Here is a 24,651-nt window from a genome sequence, read left to right as displayed (position 1 = left end):
GAAGTTTAAGTATCTTTTTATAGCGTTTATCCCTTGTATATAGTTATTCTTTAATTTCAATCGAATAGAAAACAAAGTATTCGAGAAAAAAGTACGATTTTAATGGGATATACCATATAGAGGGCCCCCTAATAATTTCACTTGAAAATCGGTAATTAATGAAACCAAGAATAATCATCTGATACACGATTACTAGTTAATATACCCAAAAGATATGATTACTAGAGATACTCTTTGATACTGACAAGTGAGGTGACGTCGATGAGAGGGATATTAATAAAAATCGGAGTATTTATTTTGGTTTTCACAGTAGGGCTATATCTTACAAAATACGCATATGACCATCATACGAACCGAGCTAAAGTAAGAGACACAATTCAACAAATATCAATAGAGCACGGTATGCCACCATGGATTCCTTTATCTATTGCATTCCATGAAAGTAAGTTTGATCAAAATGCAGTCGGAGATCAGGGCACATCATTTGGACTGTTTCAGCTCCACCGGGGTGGACTAGCACCTAAAGATTTAACAAACGAAGATTTGAAAAATGTAGAAACGAATACTAGAATTGCAATATCTAATATGACAAATGCATACAACCGTGGTTTACAGCAGAATTTAAAAGGAGCAGAGCTATTAAAACATGTTGCGAATACCTCAGGGTGGCCTGGAAATAAGGGCGTTCAATGGACGGATAAACAGACAGACTATAACGAGGGTTTAGAAAAAAGTTTTAAAATGTTTTCTAAACGACAATACGATTTTATAGAATGAAATTTCTTTTTTCTTTCTATTACTATATAACTTATGCCTAAATTCGAAAGTTCCTTTAAACAGATACATAGATTGACCTTGTACTGCTTATATTAGGGATTTAAAGAAAGAATATGTACAATTCTCCCACTACACTAGTATAGTGGCCTTTATTAACAGCAAAATTTACAATTTACAAGGAGAATATTTTATGAGTAAGAGAATAAAAGAATTAGATTCCATACGAGGGTTAGCGGCACTTACAGTGGTATTTGGACATTTTTGTTTAATGCTACCATCGTTGCCTAACTCTATTAAATTTTCCCCGCTTAGGTTTTTATGGGCGGGTGGAGAAGCTGTAATCGTTTTTTATGTACTAAGTGGTTTTGTTTTATCTATGGCACTTTATCATTCAAAAACAAATTATTGGGGATATTTAATTAAGCGATTTGTAAGAATCTATATCCCTTATTATTTTTGGATAATCATTACCTTTGCTTTATTTATTTTGTTTTCACCGTATGAAGTGGCAGGACTACGGGATTGGTTCTATGATAGGTGGCAAGGGTCTATAACAAAATTAGATATTATAAACCACTTTGTGCTTCTTAATAACTTTTTTACGGAAAATTATAATCCAGTTATTTGGTCATTGGCTCAAGAAATGCGTATATCTATTGTGTTTCCTTTGTTATTCCTTCTTTTTTATAAACTGAGTTGGAAGAAAACGATACTAATTGCTTTGAGCTTTTCTTTAATTAGTGTTTTCCTTAATATGTTGCATATTGGGAAAGCAGAGGGATTTTATAATGGTTATGCCGATACACTGCATTTCACATCTATGTTTATGGTTGGAATGTTACTTTTTAAGTATCAAGAAAAACTTATTTATTTATATCAAAATATGAAAAAATTTAAAAAAGGATTTCTTATTGCATTAGGGATAATTCTATATTTATATTCCATTTTAATTTATGGTTTTTCCCGTAATGACACTACTTTCTTATTAAAAGATTGGGGTGTCGTAATTGGTGTTAGTATATTTATTATCATGGCCATGAGTAACCTAAAAGTAAAAGCATTTTTAAATAAGAGTGTATTTGTATACTTAGGGGAAATTTCATATAGTATCTATTTGTGTCATTTTCCAATCATGATGGTACTATTTAAACTTTTTTATACAAAGATACCTATCTTCTTCCTTCTTACTTTATGTATTACAATGACACTACTTTTTTCTATAATATCGTATCATTTAATTGAAAAGAAATGTATCAACTGGGCAAAACAAAGAACAACTAATTTTCGAAAAAAGGTGTAATGCTTGAAGGAATCTTCTTTCTTTAGTAAATATACGTATATTACCGGTTCCTAAGTGTATTAGGAATCGGTCAATTATAGATTCTATATAAACATACTAAAATTGAATAAATTTTTAATTTTATATAGAACTTCAAAAATCCACTTACTAAAGAGAATCTTCGTAACGTTTATCCAAACATAGCCGAAAATACAATTAGTAAAACGCTAGTTTCCTTGTAGCGGCTTGGTCATATAAAGCTAGTTTCAAGAGTATAGGTTTAATTCTATATTAATAATTATTAGGGGTAACAACACATTGCTATCTATATCTAGAATGTTATATAAAACTATTGAATATTTTATTCGTAAAAACAGAGGTGTAAAATGAACTTTATTTCCGAACTACTTGTTACCGTTGCAATTCCTACAATACAACTCACATTTTTGTTACTACTCATATTTGTTTTTAGCTACTTTGTAGTATACAAAAAGGTATGTAAAGGTGGGGGGGAATTTACCGTACAACAAATTATATTGTTTATATTAATAATAGGATATTATTCCCTTGCATTATCAGCTACTTCATTTGGTCGTCCAGATGATATAACTTTTGCAAGAACAATTGACTTTGATGTACTTAGTGTTTATAAAAAAGCATGGAATACCTTTTCATTTTCTTCTTTTTTCCATATCATTGTGAATATAGGTATGCTTTTTCCGTTAGGAATTTTATTACCGTTATTTAGTAATGTTTTTCAAAAAACAAAATGGATGTTAATCAGCTCAATTATAGCAAGTTTATGGATTGAAATCCTTGAATTTACAATGCAACGTGGAAGTATGGAACTAGCAGATTTACTTCACAATACTTTAGGAATGATGCTAGGATATTCTATGGTAAATATAGTTCTTATATTGTTGAAGAAAAAAGAAACGGATATACAAATGATCAAATATTTATTTCTTCCGATTACAGTAAGTTTTGTTGCACTTGGAATAATGATTTCGTATCAAATGAAGGAATTTGGGAATACGCCTTTAGATCCCATTACAAAAATAGACATGACTGATGTCACTATAAAAACATCAATAGAGTTAAAAGACGAAGGTAAAAAAATGCCTGTTTACAAAGAGGAAATTCCAAACATGCCTGATGACAATGAGCCAGTTACAAAAAAATCACATATTCGAGATGTTGAAATTCTGTCTCCTAAAGAAGCATTTCAAAAACTAAAACAAGGAGACTTTGATCCTATAATATCTTTCAAAGCAGGTGATACATTAGTCATTACAGATTATAATATAGATTACCACGCTGATTCGAAAGGTTTTTCTCAACCTATATATGTTTTTCAAGTACGCTTAAATGATAATAACAAAGATAGTTGGTCTCAACCTATTTCTGCGAGAAAATAACGTAGATTTTCATATTTTTGTTCATGTGAAATAGTTCACTCAAGTTGTCGTGCTCATTTAAAAAATCTCCTATGGAATTTTATTGGAATTGAAAAACATTTTAGAAGAACAATTACGTTGTGGGCTATTGTATAGTATAGATATGAATAACAAAAAAGGGGGACTATATATGTGGAAGCGATTTGTAGCGATTGGTGATAGTTTTACAGAGGGGATAGGGGATGAAGTTGAGGGAATAGCATTAAAAAGCTGGGTAGATCATTTTGTTCAACTGTGTGTAAACGATATAGAATATGCTAATTTTGCAAAGCGTGGGTTAGTAACTAAAGAAATTCGCTCACAGCAATTGGAAAAGGCATTAACTTTTAATCCAGATTTAGTTTGTCTAATTGCAGGTGCAAACGATGTTTTAAAAGGACGTTGGAATCATGAAGCATATAAGAACGATATGGAATTTATGATAGATACATTAAGTAAAACAGATGCTGATATTATTATAGCAAACCTTCCAGATTTTACAGTTCGGCTTCCTTTTTCTTCTGAAAAAAAACAAGTATTAAAAGAACAATTATTAGAGGCAAATGAAGTTATACTTTCACTGAGTAGAGAGTATAAGCTTCATCATGTTGACTTTTGGAATCATCATTTAGTTAATGACAATACGCTTTGGTCTACAGATCTAATTCATCCAAACTCAAAAGGATATGTAAAAGTTGCTGAATTAATTTTTAGTAGTTTGCCTGTACAGAAGACAGAATAATAGTTCGCAATTTAAAAAATATGATATTAATTGTATTAAGCGATGTTTTTTAGTAAGTGGAGAGAACTAAGAATTTAGCAAACAAACCGTATCTATGATATATTTCTACAGTAGTGTACAAATGCAGAATCACAAATAAAGATCACCTACGGAAATAGGTGGTCTTTAAACATTCTTTTGAATTGCTTCCGTAACATTAAATGGTCAATTCTTTGTAAAACACCTAAAAAAAACGTCACAGTACTCTGACGGAAAAATGGGGAATTTTTAATCTATTACTATTATTATTTATTCGTAACTTTTAAAGTATTTAACACTATTTTGGTTGCTTCTGCAATAAGTTTATCATCATATGTAGCATCCTCTTTATCATGATTAGAAAGTATTGCAAGAATAATTGGCTTTTTATTTGGTGGCCAAATAATTGCAATATCATTCCTTGTTCCGTATGATCCTGCACCTGTTTTATCAGCTACTGCCCATCCTTTTGGTACGCCCGCACGAATCAAGTTATCTCCAGTTGTATTTCTCTTCATCCAATCTACAAATAGTTCACGTTTCTCAGGTGGAAGTACAGTTCCTAATGTAAAAGATTGAAGCGTCTTAGCAATCGCTTCTGGAGTACTGGTATCATGTGTTTCTCCTGGATTCACTTCATTTAATTCAGGTTCAAATCGTGCTGAATTAGTAACTGTATCACCAATTTCTCTCAATATTTTTTCAAACTCGGAAGGACCACCTAATTGTTTAAGAATCAAATTATGTGACGTACTGTCACTATATCGAACAGAAGCATCAGCAAGTTCTTTTAAGAACATGGTGTTTTGTTAAGAAAACACCATGAAATGCAAATAACAACTATACAGAAAGCTAGTTCCCTATAGTATAGTGCATATGAAAAATCCCTCTTTACTATCTCCCACAAAAGAATCATGGCTGCAAACTCTATAAACTGTATTTTCAGAAATATTTCAAGCGTGTAAGAAAAATAAAAGGTAATTCAATATGAGAAAAACAACCTTACTACTACAATGAAAAACAGAAACAATCATAAAAATTATGAGATACGATATCAAGTTATTTTCGTGCTTATAACATTTGACCATGTATTCCAGTTTAAATAAGGAAATTCGAAACAGACCATTAATGAATGGTACATTACTCGTATTTTAAAAAAGTCAAAATGTAGGCAGGCATCTTCTATCAAATCTCATTCTTAGTGTGTAAATTTGGAGGGAATTTTTCATATGAAAATAGTAAAAGTAAAAGATCTTAGTAAAGAATACAAAGGGAAGGTTTCACATACAGCACTTTCAAATATTAATTTAACAATTACAGAGGGGGAATTTGTTGGGATTATGGGCCCTTCGGGTAGTGGGAAAACAACCTTATTGAATATGATTTCTACTATTGACTCGCCAACTTCAGGAAGTGTATCCATTCATAATAAAAATCCGTATCAACTTTCACCCAATGATTTGGCCTTATTTCGCAGACAGGAATTAGGATTCGTCTTTCAATCCTTTAATCTGCTGCATACATTAACAGTAAAAGAGAATATGGTTCTTCCGCTCGTATTAGATGGCATGAATGTGAAAAGAATAAATAAACGAGTAGAATCTATTTCGAATAAATTAGGAATCAACGAAATCTTAAATAAACGAACATATGAAATATCAGGAGGGCAAGCACAGCGAACAGCGATTGCCCGTGCACTCATTCACTCTCCTAAATTGGTTCTTGCGGATGAGCCGACAGGAAACTTAGATTCTAAAGCCTCTCAAGACGTAATGGAGATATTAACACTATTAAATAAAGAAGAAAAGGCGACAATGATGTTAGTAACGCACGATCCAGTTGCTGCAAGTTACTGTGACCGCATTATTTTTATTAAAGATGGACAGTTATACAATGAAGTTTGCTACAATGATGATCGCCCATTATTTTATAAACATATTATGGATAGTCTTTCTATGTTAGGAGGGGAATAAACATGACTTTTCGACAGCTCGCATTCAATAATGTTTTACGGAATAAACGAATATATCTTGGTCATTTTTTTAGTAGTACATTTGCGGTATTGATTTTTTTCACTTATGGACTACTTGTCTTTCATCCGAACCTACAAGGCGAACTGACTCATGTAAGTACCATCATGAGTACATTTGGGAAAATAGGATTTCATTTATCTTATTACTTAATCTTTGTCTTTTCTTTCTTATTTATTTTCTATTCTGTTAGTGCATTTTTAAAAAATAGAAAAAAAGAGTTTGGATTATTAATGTTACATGGAATGTCTCATCAACAGCTTCATCGATTAATTTTTTTCGAAAATATGTTGATTGGAATCCCTTCTATAGTAGTAGGAATCGGGCTTGGGATGGTTTTTTCTAAATTGTTTTTACTAGTTAGTGGGTCTTTATTAGGAGTAGAGCATACGTTAGTATTTTACTTTCCATTAAAGGCAATGGTAGTAACAGCTATGTCCTTTTTTGTTTTATTTCTACTTATTTCATTGTTTACATCAAAAATGGTGAAAATGAATGAGCTTGTAGAACTCATAAAATCAGAGGAAAAACCAAAACCTGAGCCAATAGTGTCTGTTTGGATATCCTTGTTGGTACTTATTTTATTGGGAGCGGGTTACTCCTGCGTCCACCACAGTATCGCCGCGGTGAATTACATGAGTTTAAATCAATTATTCCTACTCGTAGGAGTAGGTGTCTTATTAATTGTATTTGGAACCTATTTTTTCTTTACTCAATTGTGTGTATATGTGTTATCCGCTTTAAAAAATAGAGAAGCTACATTCTTTAAAAGAATTAATCTCCTTGTTATTTCAGAATTGATGTATCGAATGAAAGATAATGCGAGAACGTTCTTTATCGTTACAATTATATCTGCAGTTTCTTTTACAGCAATTGGAGTTTGTACGGCTATCGCAAATCCTGAATTGGCAAAACATGAGACCCCATATGCATTTACCTATCGATCGGATAAGGGGAATATACAAGAAAAAACGCATATTGAAGAGATAAAAAAACAATTAAAAGAATCTGGATTTTCATATAAACTTGTAGCAATAAAATTTAAAAGGACACTAAACGGATTGGCGTTAATTAATCTTTCTACGTATAATGAATACGCAAAAACATTAGGGTATGAAATAGAGAAATTAACAAATGAAAATGATAGCATCGGTATACGACTAAATAAGAACGAGAAAAGTGCAGAGGAACTAAAAACTTTTGAAATTAAACATGGTGAACTAGAGGTTCCACTTTCTGTGCAAAAAACAGTTTATGTCCCAGAGTTAGCCATGATTGAAAGCCCTGTTATTGTATCTGATGCTGTTTACAATAAGGTCCTAAATGTTCAACAAGAAGGCGTACTCCGAGATTACACCATATACGGTTTTATCGTTGAAAATTGGTCTGAAACAAGTGCGATTTCTACAAACCTTATGAAGTTCATTGGTACGAATCAAGAGGATTATTATTCCTTTTCATCTTTGTATTTAAAATGGATTGAATTGAAACAACAAAACGGATTACTTTCTATTTCAAGTGTAATGGTGGGGATTGTATTTTTCGTATTTACGCTAAGCTTTTTATATTTCCGTCTATTTACTGATTTAGAACGTGATCAAGAGCAATATCAAATGATTTCAAAATTAGGTTTAAGCCAAAGTGAGTTAAAGCAAATTGTAACAAGACAAATGATATTACTATTTTTCTTACCGATTGTAGTGGCTATGGTTCACAGCAGTTTTGCATTTCTAACTTTTCATCAATTAGGACAAACAGTAAGTAGGGAAATGTCCGTAATTCAAAGTTCAATTGTTGTATTAATAAGCTTTATTTGTATGCAAATTATTTACTTCCTTATTATTAGAAATCACTATTTAAAACGCATATGTACAAAAATATATTTATAAAAAAGTAAACAAAAAATTCAAGGTGCATACTCAATCACTAATTATGGTTGGCTATGCACCTTTAGAATGTTAAAAATATACCAAGGTTAATATGTATTTGTTCCGATTTATTTTGATATTCTTGGCTTAATCATTTGTCAGTGGCTCAAAAAAAGGAATCATGGTCGTACCCCTTTTAGATAGCCCTAATAGGTATAAAATTTATAAGTTTTTTTAGTTAATCTGTAAAATGGATATTGTATTTAATGAAGCGCCCTGTAAACAGGGCGCTTTTCCAATTATATCCTACTCATCTAATTGGAAAGTCAACATGCTATTTTAAGTAAAGAAAAAAGATGGAAACCATCTCTATTAAGTTTATTAATTAAGAAACAATAAATATACGCTTTATTGGATACTTGTTGCATTTGAGGGGGGATGTAAGATATCATCTTTTTTAAATAAGTAAAATATAAAACACTAAACGAACTTTAAAAATTACACCTAAATTAAAGGAGAGTACGAAATGAATACAATCATGATTGTAGAAGATGATATGAAAATCGCTGAATTACTGGGAACTCATATAAAAAAATATGGATACCAAAGTGTTATTATAGAGGATTTTGAAAATATCTTAGAAATATTTCAAGAGATAAAACCAGATTTAGTGCTATTAGATGTAAATTTACCTAATTTTGACGGTTATTATTGGTGTCGCCAAATACGAGCTATTTCTACTTGTCCAATTGTATTTCTATCTGCAAGGAGTGGAGAGATGGATCAAGTTATGGCTTTAGAAAATGGTGGTGATGACTACATTACAAAACCTTTTTATTATGAAGTTGTAATGTCTAAAATCCGTAGTCAACTCAGAAGAGCATACGGTGAATATGCTCCTAAAGTAAAAGAACGAATAGTTGAGCAATCAGGATTATTCCTGTTCCCAGAAAGAATGGAACTTCAACTAGATGATAAGACAATTTTACTTACTAGAAAAGAAACAACTTTATTGGAAATATTGATAACAAAGTCTCCGCTCCTTGTAAAACGTGAAGTGATTTTAGAGCAACTATGGGATAGTTCATATATAGACGAGAATACATTGAGTGTAAATATAGGGAGAATTAGAAGGAAGTTGCAAGATTTAGGTATTGAAAACGCACTAGAGACAGTTCGTGGTGCTGGATATCGTTTGCATGCCACTTGGGAGAAGGAAGGAAAGGAATAATGAAATTATTTTTACAAGAACATATTCCACTCATTTGTTATACATTTGCCCAATTGCTTATCATTCTTTTTATATATTGGTTTGATGGTTATCCACATATTTTGACAGCATTATATTCTGTATTTTTGGGTATTTTTTTATTAATGGGTTATCTAATATTTCGTTATTATAGTCATCGTTCATTCTACAAGCGTCTATCAACACCAATGGAAACATTAAATGAGTCAATAAAAGATAGTGATTTGACTCCATTATCAATGGCCCTAGATCAATTACTACAAACTCAATATCAATATTATCAAAACCAATTAAAAAAATGGGAACGAAAACAACAAGAACAAACGACTTTTATGAATCAATGGGTTCATCAAATGAAAACACCTCTTTCTGTTATTGAGTTAATTACACAAGATGCAGATGACTTTCGATTTGACAGTATTAATGAAGAAACGGAAAGAATCAAAAAAGGATTAGAAATGGTCTTATATGTTGCTCGTTTAGAAACATTCGAACAGGATTTTCATGTAGACAGATTGCAATTATTGGGAATGGTTGATTCTGTCATTCATGAAAATAAACGTCTGTTTATACGTAATTATGTGTATCCAGAGGTAAAAGTAGATCCGAGCCTTATTGTAGAAACAGATAAGAAATGGTTTCGATTCATACTCAATCAAGTGCTGTCAAATGCAATCAAATATTCATCAAGTAAGAAAGAGAAAGTAATAGTATCGGCGTATTCAAAAGGACGAGCAATTATTTTGGAAGTAAGAGATTATGGAGTGGGTATTCCTACTGCTGATTTACCACGTGTTTTCAATCCATTTTATACTGGAGAAAATGGTAGGAAATTTAAAGAGTCTACGGGTATGGGATTATATCTTGTTAAAGAAGTATGTGGAAAATTAAATCATAAGATTGAGATAGAATCTGAGGTAGGTAAGGGAACCAAAGTTAGAATCGTATTCCCTTATGCATCTCGTTAACCGATGAAAGAAAGATTATTCATCGGTTTTTTCTTTTGAATCTTACAAACTTGTTAGGGAAATGTTAGGGAAATCGATATGAGACATACTATATATTGTTTACACTTAATGTAGCAAAAAAGAAATGGAAGGTGGAATATTTGTGGAGGTACTAAATGTTTCAAATTTGGGAAAAGTATATACTGGAAAAATTTCTTATACAGCACTATCTCATATTGAATTAAAAATAAAAAAAGGTGAATTTGTTGGAATTATGGGACCATCTGGGAGTGGTAAAACAACGTTATTAAATATGGTGTCTACGATTGATGCTCCAACATCAGGAGAAGTATTAATTCATGGAGAAAACCCATATCTGTTATCTCCAAATCAGTTGTCTTTATTTCGAAGACGTGAACTAGGATTCGTTTTTCAATCATTTAATCTCCTTAATACATTAACGGTGAAAGAAAATATTGTTCTTCCACTTACACTAGATGGTGTAAGCCCTCGTGAAATGAACGGGAAAGTAGAAGCTATTGCTGAAAAACTAGGGATAACTGAAATATTGGATAAACGTACGTATGAAATTTCCGGTGGACAAGCACAAAGAACAGCGATCGCACGTGCTACTATTCATAATCCAAAATTATTACTTGCAGATGAACCTACAGGAAATCTGGATTCAAAATCAGCTCGTGATGTGATGGAACTATTGACAAGGCTTAACAAAAAAAATGACACAACGATGATGTTAGTGACACATGACGCGATGGCTGCAAGTTATTGTGATCGAATTGTGTTTATCAAAGATGGACAGTTATACAATGAGATTTATTGTGGAGATAATCGCAAAGTATTCTATCAAAAAATTCTAGAGGTTTTAGCGTTGTTAGGAGGAGATGCATATGACTTTTCGACAGTTCGCGTTTAAAAACGTCATTCGAAGTAAACGAACATATTTGGCTCATTTTTTAAGTAGTACGTTTGCTATTATGATTTTCTTTACTTATGCATTACTTGCATTTCATCCTAATTTACAAGGCGATCTTGCTTCCAGTGTAACAATCAATACATTTGCAAAGTCAGGATTACAGATATCGCAGGGGTTAATATTTTTCTTCTCATTCTTCTTTATCCTATATTCTGTAAGTGCATTTTTAAAAACAAGAAAAAAAGATTTTGGAATTCTAATGCTACATGGGATGTCACGTTCACAATTGAACAAATTAGTATTTATTGAAAATATATTAATTGGTATCGCTTCTATTTTAACAGGAATTACAATTGGAATGGCGTTCTCTAAGTTTATCTTAATTATGAGCAACCATCTGTTAATGATTGATAAAGGACTCCCATTTTACATGCCCTTTAAAGCAATTGGAATAACATTTGGAGCTTTCTTCTTATTATTTTTATTTATTTCACTTTTCACTTCTCGACTAGTAAATGTAGAGCAATTAGTAGAATTAATAAAAGCAGAAGAAAAGCCAAAGCCTGAACCCAAAGCATCCTTTTGGCTGTCTTTATTCGCACTTATTTGTATTGGATTAGGATATACGGCTGTATTCCATAGTGTTAATGCAATTCAATACAAGGATATGAAATATGTATTATTCATGATGGCGACAGGGGTAAGCTTTGTTGTACTTGGAACGTACTTCTTGTTTACACAGCTCAGTGTGTATGTGTTACGTGCATTAAAGAAAAGAGAAAATATTTTCTTTAAGAAAACAAACATACTCACCATCTCAGATTTAGTGTATCAATTAAAAGATAATGCAAAAATGTTTTTTATGGTAACTATTATTTCTACCGTTGCCTTCACTGCAGTAGGGACTTGTATGGGATTAGGCAATTCGTCCATGGCTGAATCGGATAATCCTTTTGCATTTTCTTATAAGTCCTATGATAATAACCAGTTAGAAAAAGAACATCTAAAAAAAATAGAAAGCGAACTCCATGATGGTGAGTTTAAATTTAAACGGGTTACTTATTCAATAAAACAAGTTCGAGATACCCTCTATAACAATAATGTATTATCAAGCGTTATAAAATTAAGTGATTATAATAAGCTAGCTGAGGCATTTGGCTTCGAAGAAGAAAATCTAAAAGGTGAAAATAGTAGTTTTGTTATACCTTCGAGGAAAATTGCTAATACAAAATCTAATCAAAATAACTTTCAATTGTTGTATAGAGATATAAAAAAAGATATGCATGTAAATAAAATACTTACTCCGAAAGAATTACAAGATACAATGGTAACGATAATTATTGTACCAGACGCTGTATATAATCAAATGATAGCAGATCCAGAGAATTACCATTTTGAAACCACTATTAATGGTTTTATTGTGAAAGATTGGGAGAAAACAAAAAAAGTTGCGGAAAATCTTTTAGCAGCTTTTCAGAAAGATAATACAAGTAAAATTGAGGATATAGTAGACAACGAAAAATATACATTTTCGACTTTAATTCTTACATGGATAGTGATGAAGCAAAGTTTTGGACTTGCATCTATCATGAGTGTATTAATAGGCATTGTTTTCTTTACGTTTGCCGCAAGTTTTTTATATTTCCGATTATACACAGACTTAGAACGAAATCAGCAGCAATATAAAATGATAGCAAAGGTCGGTTTAAGCAAACCGGAATTAAAGAAAGTTGTGTCACGTCAACTTACATTGTTATTCTTTTTACCAATTGCAATAGCGATTGCACATAGTACGGTTGCTTTTATGGCCTTACAAAAGTTAGCTAATTTTTCAGTCTTGGGTAGTTCAGTTATGGTATTGATTTGTTTCTTAGTTTTGCAAATTATATACTTTTACTTTGTTCGTTCTCAATACTTGAAAAAAATGTATAAAACGATTTTTTAATTCAAAAATAATTAAAAGAAGGAGAATATAGGTTGAAAAAAAGACTAAGATTATTAATAGTAGCAGGTATTTCTATTACCATGTTAGGAGCATGTTCATTATTTGGTGCAAAAGATTCTCCAGCAAATGGAATTTCAATAGAAGTAGGAAAGATAAACGAACAAGCAAGAAACTCTATAATAGACTCATACAAAGATATAACAACCTCACAAGACCTATATCAATTAAAAGAAGGGACTATAGATAATAACAAGCTCAACATCAAGCTCCCGACTAATTTTTGGGATTCTATGGATACTGCTACTAGTAATTTACTATTTATAAGTAGAACGACTGCTGAGCAAATGAATAAAAAAGGGCTCATACGTGAAAGAGATAATAACGAGGGGCTTACATCATCAGTCCCTATTGATTTTTTACCAAAAATAGAAAAAGATGAAACTATCTTATTTGCAAATAAAGAATATAAAGACTTGAAAGAACTAACATTTGATGAGAAAAAAATGAATGTTCAATTTAAAGGGGATGTATGGCTATCTCCATATCGTGGTGAATCCAATCTGATTCTACTTATTGTAGATGATACATTATTTAAAGAAATAAATGGGGAAGAAAAAGCAAGACAATTTCTATCTTTTAATAAATCTTTTGGGAATCTTAATTTAGTCAATCAAGGGAAAGCACCAGAATTAAGAAAGGAAATAGATAAAGTGAATACGGCTTTAGGCAATGAGGACAAGAGAGTCGTCAATTTTGTAAATATTACAGAAAAGTAAACAATTTCGTTTATACGGGTAGAACCCCGTCACCATCAAGTTAAGAAAAACAAATATATCATCAACATAGTGTTGTTGTGACAGATTATGATGAACAATATGTATATATTAACGCCTCGAAGTGATGAAGATGACACTTATACTTTAAGTGTTTTTTTGTAGCGTTTATATTTTTGTTATTTTCTGATGTAGAATCCTTACTATAAGGATTCTATTTTTTGTATCAAAAATCTATAAAGAAAAAAGATAAGATCGGCGAAAATGAACTAAAAGGTATTTTAAATGAATTTTTCAAAACAACACTAATAATGGTTCGCTAAATATATTCGCTCCTTATGTTTGTGAGAAGCTTAAAATCTTCCCTCTTCCAATGCAGCTTAACCATAAATTTAATTTTTTTGTAAATGTGGAACTATTTCATTACTTGCACTGTCTATTAAGCGTTAAACCATTTTTTATTTAATATTTTAAGAAAGGAATAATCATTTATAACTAAAGGAGTAGATTGAATTGAAAAAAATATGGATGCTGCTTTTCTGTTGTTTTGGAGTTATGTTGGTAGGATGTAATAAAAACGAACCGCCAAAACAAGCATTTGAAGAATATATTAATTTATGGAATGATAAAAAATTTGCAAATATGTATGATCATTTATCAGAGCATGCAAAAAAGACGATTTCGAAAAAAGATTTTACCGAGAAATATCAAAAAATCTATGAAGGTATTGGAGTTAAGAATTTAAAAATTAAAACGAAAGGAGAGAATACTAAAGAGAAAGAACGTTTTCTTTTTGAAGTTAAAATGGATACGGATGGAGGAACAGTTTCATTCATCCATGAAGCAAAACTTGTGAAAGATAAGGAATCTTGGAAAATAGATTGGACACCAGACTTCATTTTCCCAGGCATGAAAAAAGATTACAAAGTACGTATGCAAATAGAACAAGGAAAACGCGGAGAAATATATGATCGAAATGGAAAAGGGCTTGCAACGAATGGTAAAGCGACTGAGGTTGGAATTATTCCAGAGAAACTAGGTGAAACGGCAGCGCAAACAAAGGAAATAGTAGCACAATTACTTGATATGTCTACAGAAGAGGTCGATCAGAAGCTCGCAGCGAAATGGATAAAACCAGATTCCCTTGTACCAATTGGTATTTTAAAAGAGGGAACCAGACAGAATGATTATATTGAATTAGAAGGAGTTTCATCTCGCCCAGTAAATATTCGTACGTATCCATTAGGAGAAGCAGCGGCACACTTAACGGGATATATAGGAAAGGTAAATGCAGAGGAGTTAAAATCGCTTCAAAAAAAAGGTTATCAGGCAGATGATTTAGTGGGTAAGACAGGGTTAGAGAAAGTATTAGAGAATAAATTGCGTGGTGAAAAGGGTGGACGCGTATTTATGGAAGATGAGAACGGGAAAGAGATTAAAAACGTAGCAAAAAAAGAAGCAAAAGAAGGGGAAAATGTTACGTTAACAATTGATGCTGCAATTCAAGAAAAAATCTTTAATGAGATGAAAAATGAAGCAGGATCAAGTGCAGCGGTCAATCCTAAAACGGGTGAAACAATCGCACTTGTAAGTAGCCCTGCTTATAATCCAAATACAATAGTTAGAGGAGCATCAAAAGCCCAACGAGAAGTATGGAATAACGACTCGAAACTGCCAATGATGAATCGTTTCACACAAGCATTTGTACCAGGTTCCGTATTTAAAACGATTACAGGTGCAATTGGTTTGGAAACAAACACAATAAATCCTAAGGAAGAATTTAAAATTCAAGGATTAAAGTGGACAAAAGATTCATCGTGGGGAAATTATTATGTAACACGTGTGAAGGAAGCTAGTCCAGTTGATTTTGATAAGGCAATGAAGTACTCTGATAATATTTATTTTGCTCAACAAGCTTTGAAAATGGGGAAAGATCAGTATGTAAATGAATTTAAGAAATACGGATTTCATGAAAAATTACCAATCGAATACGAATTTCCTATTTCAATCATTGCAAAAGATGGGATAAAAAATGATATTCAACTAGCAGATACCGGATACGGACAAGGACAAGTATTAATGACACCACTTCATTTAGCATTAACATATGCGCCGATTGTGAATGAAGGGAATATTCCGTCGCCACATCTTTTAAAAGAAGCAAAAGTAGCGGGGAATTGGAAAGAAAATGTGGTTTCTAAAAAGAATCAAGAGATATTAAAGAGTGCATTAATAAAAGTCATTAATGACCCTGATGGCGCGGGGAGAATTGCTAAGGTTGATGGTGTAACTCTTGCTGGTAAAACCGGTACAGCAGAACTGAAGGAGTCGAAAGAAGCAGACGGAAAAGAACTTGGATGGTTTGCAGCTTTTGATGCAAATGCGCCAGACATGATTGTTACCATGATGATTGAAGATGTAAAAGGAAGAGGGGGGAGTAATGTTCCCGGCGAAAAAGTAAAACATGTTTTTCAGAAATAACACTAAATTATAAAGTGAAATCTTTTACTAAATTTATTATATGAATGCTTAACTCAAAGGTATAAATTGGGCAAAACAAAGAATAATTAAGTTTCAAAAAAGCATTCTCCCTAATTGAGAATGCTTTTTCTATGTTATTGTGGCTCTAGAAAGTTGACATCGCATCATTTTCATTATGTAAATCAAATTCTATGGTTTCAAAAGTGATTTTTGAAATAGTATTTGCAAGTACGGGCTGAATATGGATTCTGTCATCGAAAAGAATGTAAAGGTGATTATTTAATGAAATGTATTGCACACTTTTACATTTTTCAGGAGAATTCTTCTATCAAAAAAAAGATAAACAATGGAACAAATGAAACTTGTATCATGTCTATATATTGAAACCATATTAAAAGTGAGGGCAGTTTTATGTTTATTCAAATAAGTTTGAGGTGTGGAAATGGAACAGAAGTTTATTGAAAAATGTAATCATGATGAGCTTGACTATGTTATAAAAGACTATTGGCAAGATGTATGGAATTATTCATTTATTATTACGAAAGATCCACACTTATCAGATGACATCACACAAGATGTCTTTATAAAGGTTTTTAAACATTGGCAGTCGTTTCGAAAGGAGTCATCTATTAAAACGTGGATATTAAAAATTACAAGAAATACGGCAATAAACTATTTGAAATCCTCTTATTTTAAAAGGATATCTTTAGTGGGATTTTTTAGTGACGATAAGCAATCTCCATCGGCAGAACAAGAGTTTTTTAAGCAAGAGGAACTAAATGAAGTGTGGGATGTTATATTAAAACTACCTAAAAAACACCGTGAAATACTAATATTGGACGCGAAATATGAATTATCTTATGAAGAAATGGCTGAAACATTAGGTGTATCAATTGGAACAGTCAAATCTAGATTAAGCCGAGCGAGAAGTAAGGTTTCAAAATTAATAGGGGAGGGTAGTAGTGATGAACAGTAAAAAAAATCCTGATTGGTATAGCAAATTACAAAATGGACCAATGGAGCATCGTAAAGATGAAGAAGAATTTATTTATAAAATAAAGCAATCTATATACCAAAGTAATGAGGTAGATTCGCCAAAACATACAAGACCATTTCGTAAAAAAGCATTGCCAATTGTAGTGGTTTTAGCTTGTACATTTTTCTTTTTCATTGTTCAACAACCTTGGCTGGATGATAATAAATCACCGGTACAAAGTAGTACTCAAATTAAGCCTAAAACAAAAGATGAATCTGCTCAAGATCCCTCACTAAAACAATTTATGAATGACTTATATCGAAGTACAAATTCTAAAAATGAAAATGATTTATATAAAGTATTAAATGATGAAGTTCTATTTAAAGGGAAGAGTTATAAGAAGGATGAATTGAAGTTTGATGAAGATATTTTTCATGAGTTGCAGGTCGCTCTTACAATGGGAGGAGAATTTGCAAATGATACAAAAAAAGTATACAAAGTACCAAGTGGATTGACAGAAAGTAACCAACCAAAGCAAGCACATTTTATATATGCAACTGTTACTGGAAATAAAACAAAAATTTTAGCTGAACCAAAACGAGAATCACAAGTTTTATATGAAGTATCTAATGAAATGGTAAAAGCTTGGATTCCAGAAAAAGTGCAGAATGATGGGTATATAAAAATATCTACAATTAACGGTAATACTGGATATGTACAAAAAGAGTATGTTTTAACTGATATTAAGTATTCATTTATGTTTGAAAAGAATGATGCAGGTGAATGGAAAATAATAAATATAGATTCTATATGGTAAAAGAGGAAGGTTCACTTTAATGAACCTTCCTCTTTGTTTTTATTTTCTTTTTGAAGCGTATTCCAGGACTCTAAAATTTCTGATGTAACGAGAGCAGCGATGTTTTTTTCTGAATTACTACCAGGAATAACGACAGAAATAGCAATTTGTGGATCTTCGGTAGGAGCATATGCAATGAAAAGAGAATGATTTATCATTCTTTCTTGCTCATTCGGAAAACCTGTAATACCCGTTTTACCTGCCACATGAAAGGGCAAGTTTTTAATCTCCTCTATATTTTGACTCATTCCACCTTGCACGACGCTCCAAAATTTCATAGGATAACGATTTGAACTTTCTAAAATTGGCTTAAACTTTTTTGTTTCCTTACCGTCCTGACCAATAATAGCACTTACAATTTGAGGTTTATATTTATCACCTTTACTTGCCAAAGTTGCTGCATATTGAGCGAGTTGAAGAGGAGTATGCACTTCATTTCCTCCCCAAGAGGCATTTAATAAAGCGGAGATTCCATTTTCAAACTTATTAGATGGATGGAATTCATATTGTCCGTCTTCTTCAAAGGGTAAATCAATCCCAGTTTTAGAACGAAGGCCGAATTGCATTAAATAATCTGTCCATATATGTGCCACTTTTTCTATATTCCCATTATTTTGGTTGAATAAGGGCAGAGCTACTTTTGCTGTCATAAATGTGTTAGATGAATTAATGATAGCCTGCCTCGGTGTAATCTCACCTGTTGGCGTTCCAGGTGCATTCGTAATGTTATTTTGATTATCATACTGAAAACTACCCTTATCTAAATAAGTATCTTCAGGTTGAAAAAGCTTTTCGTTTAATCCAATTAAAATAGTAAGTGGCTTTATAGTAGAGGCCATATTTACATAAGATTCACCATACTTTAATTTTTGAATTGCTTTATTTTGCGAAAGTGATTTAATGTTTTCATTTTTAGATGATACATGTGTATGTAATATATTTGGATTAAAAACTGCCGAGTTGGCCATAGTTAAAATTGCGCCAGTTTTTACATCGGTTACTACAACATAACCAGCATTAGCATCAGGTATTTTCTTAATTTGAGATCTTAATGCTTCCTCTGTTTTTTGCTGCAATTTAGAGTCTAAAGCTAGCCGGACATCTTTTCCTTTTTGTACTTTTTGAATGTTCCATAAGAACTTTTTATTATTCATTTTAAAAATCAGAGTTTTTCCGGGTTTTCCTTTTAAATCATTTTCATATTGAAGCTCAATCCCACTTTTTCCAACAGGTCCATACTTAGAATTAAGGTCATTTTCTACATACCCAATTAGCTGTGAACCAATTTCGTGTTTAGGATAATATCGAATCAATTCATCTTTGATTATTACATTATTGGGTTTGTTCTTGTTTATGAATGTAAGTTCACTCTCATTTATGTCAGAGTAAAACGGTATATCATTCATAGTCTGCTTTTTACAAGATTGTTGTAATTGTAATTTTATGTCCTCTGCAGAAATGTCATGTTGAAACTCGTTTGAAAATTGATTGAAAAAAGCTAATGTGTTTGATGTATCTTGATTCGATAGCTTTTCATCATTAGAAGTGCAATATAGAGACTTAACTTTTTTATTTGTAGCTAGTATTACACCATTTTGATCAAAAATTTTTCCTCTTTCAGCTGAAGAAGTTGCGATAGTAATTGAAATGAAGTTGATTTTTAATAAAATTAGTAAAATCAAACCTACAATAGAAAGAACCGCAAGTAATCTCCATCTTTTTGTATGTAACATATAACCCTCCCTTATGTAGCCTATTTCATCTTATAGTTAATTATTTTTTTTGTAAATGTGGAACAACTTTATTACTTAGGTTGTCTATTAAGTATTACAGCATGAAGAAAGGAATAATTAGTATGAAAAGTTACTAGCAAGTCTATGTGTAAGTTTAATATGAGTCATTATACAGTTTAGCATTTCTAATGCAAGTGATAAAAGAATTAGAGAGAAAAACAGGAAAGGAGATTTATCAATTACGCGGCTAAACGAAAAGGAATGGACGCTTACAAGGATTTAGAAAAAAAGATAAGACACTATTTATAACTGAATGGTGGTTTCTAATATATAGGGAACGTATTTATTATATTTGTTTACTAAGTATTAGTGAGGAGTTCCGGAAGAATTATATGGAGGATTTATGAAAAAACAAAAAGAAAAGAAGCAGCAGACATATATATCTATTCGATTAAATATAATGTTCCTTTGCATATTTCTACTATTCTCAGCTATTATTATGCAGCTAGGAAAGGTACAAATTGTTGAAGGAGAGGCTTATAAGAACCAAGTGGAAAACAGTCAAAATGAAACAACTAGTATACCGGTTCCACGTGGACAAATTCTAGATCGAGAAGGGAAAACGGTCGTTAATAATAAATCTCTTCGCACAATTACGTATACAAGGGTGAAGGGGATTAAGAGTGAAGATATTTTAAAAACAGCAAAAGAATTGGCGAAAGTACTTGAAATGCCCGAACAAGATATAAATAAGTTAACCGATATCGATAAAAAAGATTTCTGGATGCAATTGAATACGAAACGTGCGGAATCAAAGATTACTAAAAAAGATATAGGAAAGTTTAAAGAAAAGGGAATAGAGGGAAAAGAACTAGACAAAAAAATTCAAGACTTAAGACGAAGTCGCGTTACAGAAGTAGAATTGGCAGAATTAACAGCACAAGATTTAAAGGTTTTAGCTATTAAAAGTAAAATGAGTTCAGGTTATCAACTAACACCACAAATTATTAAAAAAGATGTGACAGATCAAGAATATGCGCGCATAAGTGAAAACCTTGCGGAGTTTCCAGGAGTAGATGCAACAGTTGATTGGGAACGTAATTATGTAAATGGTAATTTATTTCGTTCAGTGTTAGGTAATATTACAAGCAGTGAAGAAGGATTACCGAAAGAAAACTTAGATTCTTATTTGGTACGTGGATATAACCGTAATGATCGTGTAGGGAAAAGTTATATTGAACAACGATATGAAGATGCATTACACGGTACGAAAGAAGAAGTGAAAAACGTTACTGACAAATCAGGAAACATTATAAATACAGAAATCATCTCTAAAGGAAAAAGTGGTAATAGTTTAACATTAACGATTGATATGGAATTACAAAAGAAAGTGGAGGAAAGTATAGAGAAAAATTTGAGAGCTTTTAAGAGTTCAGAGCCACTGTTGGACCGAGCGTTTGTCGTCATGACAAATCCAAATAACGGACAGATTTTATCTATGGCAGGCAAAAAGATTGTAGAAAAAGAAGGAAAAATAGAGATTGAGGATTTGGCATTAGGTAACATGACAACTTCTTATGAGCTAGGGTCAGCTGTAAAAGGCGCAACGTTATTAACTGGATATGAGACAGGGGCAATACAGCCAGGAGATCAATTTTATGATGCACCGATGAAATTTAAAGGTACACAAGCCAAGAAATCATGGAATGTATCCGGATTTGGTAATATTAATGATTTACGAGCTTTACAAGTATCTTCGAATGTATATATGTTCCAGACAGCTTTAAAAATTGCGGGAGTTAATTACGTACCGAATGGTTCATTAGATATTAAACAAGAAGCATTTGATAAGATGCGTTATTATTTTAAACAATTTGGTTTAGGGGTACCAACAGGTATTGATTTACCGAATGAAATAATTGGGCAAACTAGAAAAGTAGATAGTCAACCTGGGTTTTTACTAGATTTTTCTATCGGTCAGTATGATACTTATACGCCATTGCAATTGGCACAATATATTTCAACTATTGCTAACGGTGGATATAGAATGCAACCCCAAATTGTACAGGAAATAGGAGAACAATCAATAAAAGAAGAGGAAGTTGGCAAAGTTATACGCTCTATAGAGCCTGTCGTATTAAATCGAGTTGATATGAAGAAAGAACATATTGATCGGATAAAAGAAGGCTTTAGATGGGTATTCCAAGAAGGTGATGGAACTGGCGTGAAGTATTTCAAGAATGCTCCATACAAACCAGCAGGAAAGACAGGGACAGCTCAAACTGTATATGGTGGAGATGATCCAATTGGTAGAAATGCAAAAGGAGAACGTATGGAATGTTACAACTTAACATTAGTTGGATATGCTCCATATGATAATCCAGAAGTAGCATTTTCTGTAGTAGTCCCATGGCTTCATGATGATAAAAATGGAATTAATTCTATAATTGGAAAGGAAGTTTTAGATGCATACTTTGATTTAAAACAGCAACGTATGCATGGTGAAGCTGCTAGTACAGATAGTTCGAATCAAAATTAGTAAAATTTGTGCATTTTTCTCAGGGGAAGAGACCCTGTTTATATAAAAGCCTTTATAAGTTAAAGAAAAAGGAAGATTTGAAATAAGAGATAGCAGCTATCATAGTTGCTATCTCTTACCTTTGTTAATATCTTGGCTACTAGTTAAAAAGGTTTTAAATTTATGGAACAAACTTGTTTCTTAGATGGTCTATTATTTGTACGTATAAAAACAGGTGTTCAGATACAGTGTATTGAATTTACAACTTGTTTTTAGTATTGAAAATTTGAAAGGAATGATGATTTTGAAAAACAAAAGGATGCTAAAAATAGGTATATGCGTTGGTATATTAGGTTTAAGTCTTACAAGCCTAGAAGCTTTTACAGGAGGGGCATTGCAAGTTGAAGCGAAAGAAAAGACCGGACCAGTTAAACATAAAAATCATGCGACGTATAAAGAATTCTCTCAACTTGAGAAAAAATTTGATGCTCGATTAGGTGTGTATGCTATTGATACTGGTACAAATCGAACAATTGCATATCGACCTAATGAGAGGTTTGCCTTTGCATCAACCTATAAGGCCTTAGCGGCAGGGGTATTGCTACAGCAAAACTCAATTGATAAATTAAATGAAGTTATCACTTATACGAAAGACGACTTAGTTGAATATTCACCCATTACAGAGAAACATGTAGATACAGGCATGAAACTTGGGGAAATTGCAGAGGCGGCTGTTCGTTCCAGTGATAATACTGCCGGGAACATTTTATTTAATAAAATAGGCGGACCTAAAGGATATGAAAAAGCACTTAGACAGATGGGTGATCGGGTTACTATGGCTGATCGCTTTGAGCCAGAGTTAAACGAAGCTACTCCAGGAGACATTCGTGACACTAGTACAGCAAAAGCAATTGCTACGAATCTTAAAGCTTTTACGGTCGGAAATGCACTTCCAGCTCATAAACGTAACATTCTTACAGAGTGGATGAAAGGAAATGCTACAGGAGACAAACTTATTCGCGCAGGCGTACCAACTGACTGGGTAGTTGGAGATAAATCAGGAGCTGGAAGTTATGGGACACGCAATGATATTGCTGTCGTTTGGCCGCCAAATAGAGCACCCATTATCATCGCAATTTTATCCAGTAAAGATGAGAAAGAGGCTACCTATGATAATCAACTAATTGCAGAGGCAACTGAAGTGATAGTTAAGGCTCTTAGGTGATAATTTCTCAATTCTTTATTTAATGTAATTGAAAATAAGAACTTGGATAGCGATTCTTTTTAATGTGAAAAGAATCGCTTTTTTGTATTCCTATTAGAAGTATAAATGCAACAATTATTATTTTAGGGACAATTTATTCTATCAAGTGCAGGAGAAGAATGTTCTCCTATGATGTTCATAACAATTTAAATAATAACCCCAAGGCTCAATATAAGACTGTCTTAGGGTTGTTATTAGTTAAAACGCTTTTTTTAGCATGTAAATGAGAGTCCACTTCATCTAAAAGGAGTAAAGAATCAGGAGCTAAATATTAATATATTGGTTCAAAACCTAATTAACATTTAAACAATTTAAAATGAAAATTCGAATTTATTAACGCTGATAAACTGTCAAATAATCAAAGACCCTGTAAAATTTACAGGGCCGGAAACAGGGGGAAGGGAACACATAGTTTATTAGCTACATAATAGCATAAGTTTTTTTTGGAATTACATATGAAATTTGACAACTTTAAGAACAAGATAGAAGGTTTTTAAGAGAACAAATATACTACTGAAATCCGATTAGATTTAAAAAGAAAAGACACCTTTTTGGTGTCTTTTCTTTTTTGTATACAGCTCACACGAGGAATTTATTCTGGATAAAAACTACGAATAACCAGAAAATATGCTTGAAATTCTTGTCTTCAGATTTGTAAAATCCAAAAAATAAAGAAATTGAGGAGGAATTCAAGACACCAATAGGACACGTATTGGTAAACAGGTTCAAAAATAGTATATGTGAAAAGAAAAAGTCTTATACAAAAAGTAGACAGAATCCTACCCTTTCTGCCTTTTCAAAAATCAATTTCTATTCTGTTTAAAA

At 32.1% G+C, this 24,651-nt stretch carries 16 protein-coding genes and 3 pseudogenes; 16 read left to right on the top strand and 3 right to left on the bottom strand.

Translation table 11 applies throughout. The features are described from left to right. Positions 1-261 precede the first annotated feature (261 nt). From ACFVQC_RS21680 to ACFVQC_RS21665, 4 genes are all read left to right on the top strand, one after another. Positions 262-777: a transglycosylase SLT domain-containing protein gene (locus ACFVQC_RS21680; RefSeq protein WP_002161771.1), complete on the top strand. Its 516-nt coding sequence runs from the start codon at positions 262-264 to the stop codon at positions 775-777. Positions 778-967: 190 nt separating this feature from the next. Continuing rightward, positions 968-2,077, top strand: a complete 1,110-nt coding sequence (locus ACFVQC_RS21675) for an acyltransferase family protein (RefSeq protein ID WP_377899242.1) — start codon at positions 968-970, stop codon at positions 2,075-2,077. Positions 2,078-2,442: 365 nt separating this feature from the next. Then, positions 2,443-3,474, top strand: coding sequence for a VanZ family protein (locus tag ACFVQC_RS21670; RefSeq protein ID WP_377899240.1), 1,032 nt, complete (start codon positions 2,443-2,445; stop codon positions 3,472-3,474). Positions 3,475-3,616: 142 nt separating this feature from the next. Next, positions 3,617-4,234, top strand: a complete 618-nt coding sequence (locus ACFVQC_RS21665) for an SGNH/GDSL hydrolase family protein (RefSeq protein WP_377896315.1) — start codon at positions 3,617-3,619, stop codon at positions 4,232-4,234. 284 nt (positions 4,235-4,518) lie between these two features. Here the strand turns inward: ACFVQC_RS21665 and bla (ACFVQC_RS21660) are convergent. Further along, positions 4,519-5,052 (bottom strand): annotated as a pseudogene (gene bla / locus ACFVQC_RS21660) (class A beta-lactamase); the annotation flags it as partial. A 429-nt stretch (positions 5,053-5,481) separates the two neighbouring features. On the opposite strand from bla (ACFVQC_RS21660), the pseudogene ACFVQC_RS21655 reads away from it, so the two are divergent. The 10 genes and pseudogenes from ACFVQC_RS21655 to ACFVQC_RS21610 all read left to right on the top strand — a co-directional run bounded on the left by ACFVQC_RS21655 (position 5,482) and on the right by ACFVQC_RS21610 (position 18,272). Then, positions 5,482-6,256: pseudogene (locus ACFVQC_RS21655) on the top strand (ABC transporter ATP-binding protein). Beyond that, the gene (locus ACFVQC_RS21650) at positions 6,228-8,171 is read left to right on the top strand and encodes an FtsX-like permease family protein (RefSeq protein ID WP_377899239.1); all 1,944 of its coding nucleotides are present in this window, start codon (positions 6,228-6,230) and stop codon (positions 8,169-8,171) included. Before ACFVQC_RS21655 ends, ACFVQC_RS21650 begins: the two are co-directional and overlap by 29 nt. A 505-nt stretch (positions 8,172-8,676) precedes the next feature. Further along, positions 8,677-9,381: a response regulator gene (locus tag ACFVQC_RS21645; RefSeq protein WP_377896351.1), complete on the top strand. Its 705-nt coding sequence runs from the start codon at positions 8,677-8,679 to the stop codon at positions 9,379-9,381. Beyond that, positions 9,381-10,367: a sensor histidine kinase gene (locus ACFVQC_RS21640; protein ID WP_377896352.1), complete on the top strand. Its 987-nt coding sequence runs from the start codon at positions 9,381-9,383 to the stop codon at positions 10,365-10,367. Before ACFVQC_RS21645 ends, ACFVQC_RS21640 begins: the two co-directional genes overlap by 1 nt. A 142-nt stretch (positions 10,368-10,509) precedes the next feature. Beyond that, positions 10,510-11,280: an ABC transporter ATP-binding protein gene (locus ACFVQC_RS21635; protein ID WP_377896353.1), complete on the top strand. Its 771-nt coding sequence runs from the start codon at positions 10,510-10,512 to the stop codon at positions 11,278-11,280. Continuing rightward, the gene (locus tag ACFVQC_RS21630; protein WP_377899238.1) at positions 11,255-13,225 is read left to right on the top strand and encodes an FtsX-like permease family protein; all 1,971 of its coding nucleotides are present in this window, start codon (positions 11,255-11,257) and stop codon (positions 13,223-13,225) included. The genes ACFVQC_RS21635 and ACFVQC_RS21630 overlap by 26 nt, the downstream gene beginning before the upstream one ends. Before the next feature lie 32 nt (positions 13,226-13,257). Then, positions 13,258-14,001: a lipoprotein BA_5634 family protein gene (locus ACFVQC_RS21625; protein WP_377899237.1), complete on the top strand. Its 744-nt coding sequence runs from the start codon at positions 13,258-13,260 to the stop codon at positions 13,999-14,001. Between the two features lie 510 nt (positions 14,002-14,511). Continuing rightward, positions 14,512-16,479, top strand: a complete 1,968-nt coding sequence (locus ACFVQC_RS21620; protein WP_377899236.1) for a penicillin-binding transpeptidase domain-containing protein — start codon at positions 14,512-14,514, stop codon at positions 16,477-16,479. Between the two features lie 442 nt (positions 16,480-16,921). Then, entirely contained in the window at positions 16,922-17,455 is a 534-nt protein-coding gene (locus tag ACFVQC_RS21615; RefSeq protein ID WP_377899235.1) for an RNA polymerase sigma factor, read from the top strand. Further along, a complete protein-coding gene (locus ACFVQC_RS21610) occupies positions 17,445-18,272 on the top strand; it encodes an SH3 domain-containing protein (RefSeq protein WP_377899234.1) in 828 nt (275 codons plus the stop codon). The genes ACFVQC_RS21615 and ACFVQC_RS21610 overlap by 11 nt, the downstream gene beginning before the upstream one ends. A gap of 11 nt (positions 18,273-18,283) precedes the next feature. Here the strand turns inward: ACFVQC_RS21610 and ACFVQC_RS21605 are convergent, their stop codons facing one another. After that, positions 18,284-20,044 (bottom strand): peptidoglycan D,D-transpeptidase FtsI family protein, encoded by a 1,761-nt coding sequence (locus tag ACFVQC_RS21605; protein WP_377899232.1) that lies wholly within the window; start codon positions 20,042-20,044, stop codon positions 18,284-18,286. Between the two features lie 403 nt (positions 20,045-20,447). Between ACFVQC_RS21605 and ACFVQC_RS21600 the strand changes: the two genes are divergently transcribed. After that, a complete protein-coding gene (locus ACFVQC_RS21600; protein WP_377895253.1) occupies positions 20,448-22,583 on the top strand; it encodes a peptidoglycan D,D-transpeptidase FtsI family protein in 2,136 nt (711 codons plus the stop codon). Positions 22,584-22,860: 277 nt separating this feature from the next. Continuing rightward, positions 22,861-23,787, top strand: coding sequence for a class A beta-lactamase Bla1 (gene bla, locus ACFVQC_RS21595; RefSeq protein WP_377895268.1), 927 nt, complete (start codon positions 22,861-22,863; stop codon positions 23,785-23,787). A 19-nt stretch (positions 23,788-23,806) separates the two neighbouring features. On the opposite strand, the pseudogene ACFVQC_RS21590 reads toward bla (ACFVQC_RS21595), so the two are convergent. Continuing rightward, positions 23,807-23,890 (bottom strand): annotated as a pseudogene (locus tag ACFVQC_RS21590) (undecaprenyl-diphosphatase); the annotation flags it as partial. Positions 23,891-24,651: the final 761 nt, after the last annotated feature.

It is taken from the genome of Bacillus sp. NPDC057893, from assembly GCF_042796455.1.
Lineage (GTDB): Bacteria > Bacillota > Bacilli > Bacillales > Bacillaceae_G > Bacillus_A.
This window is presented reverse-complemented; position numbering and strand designations above follow the sequence as displayed.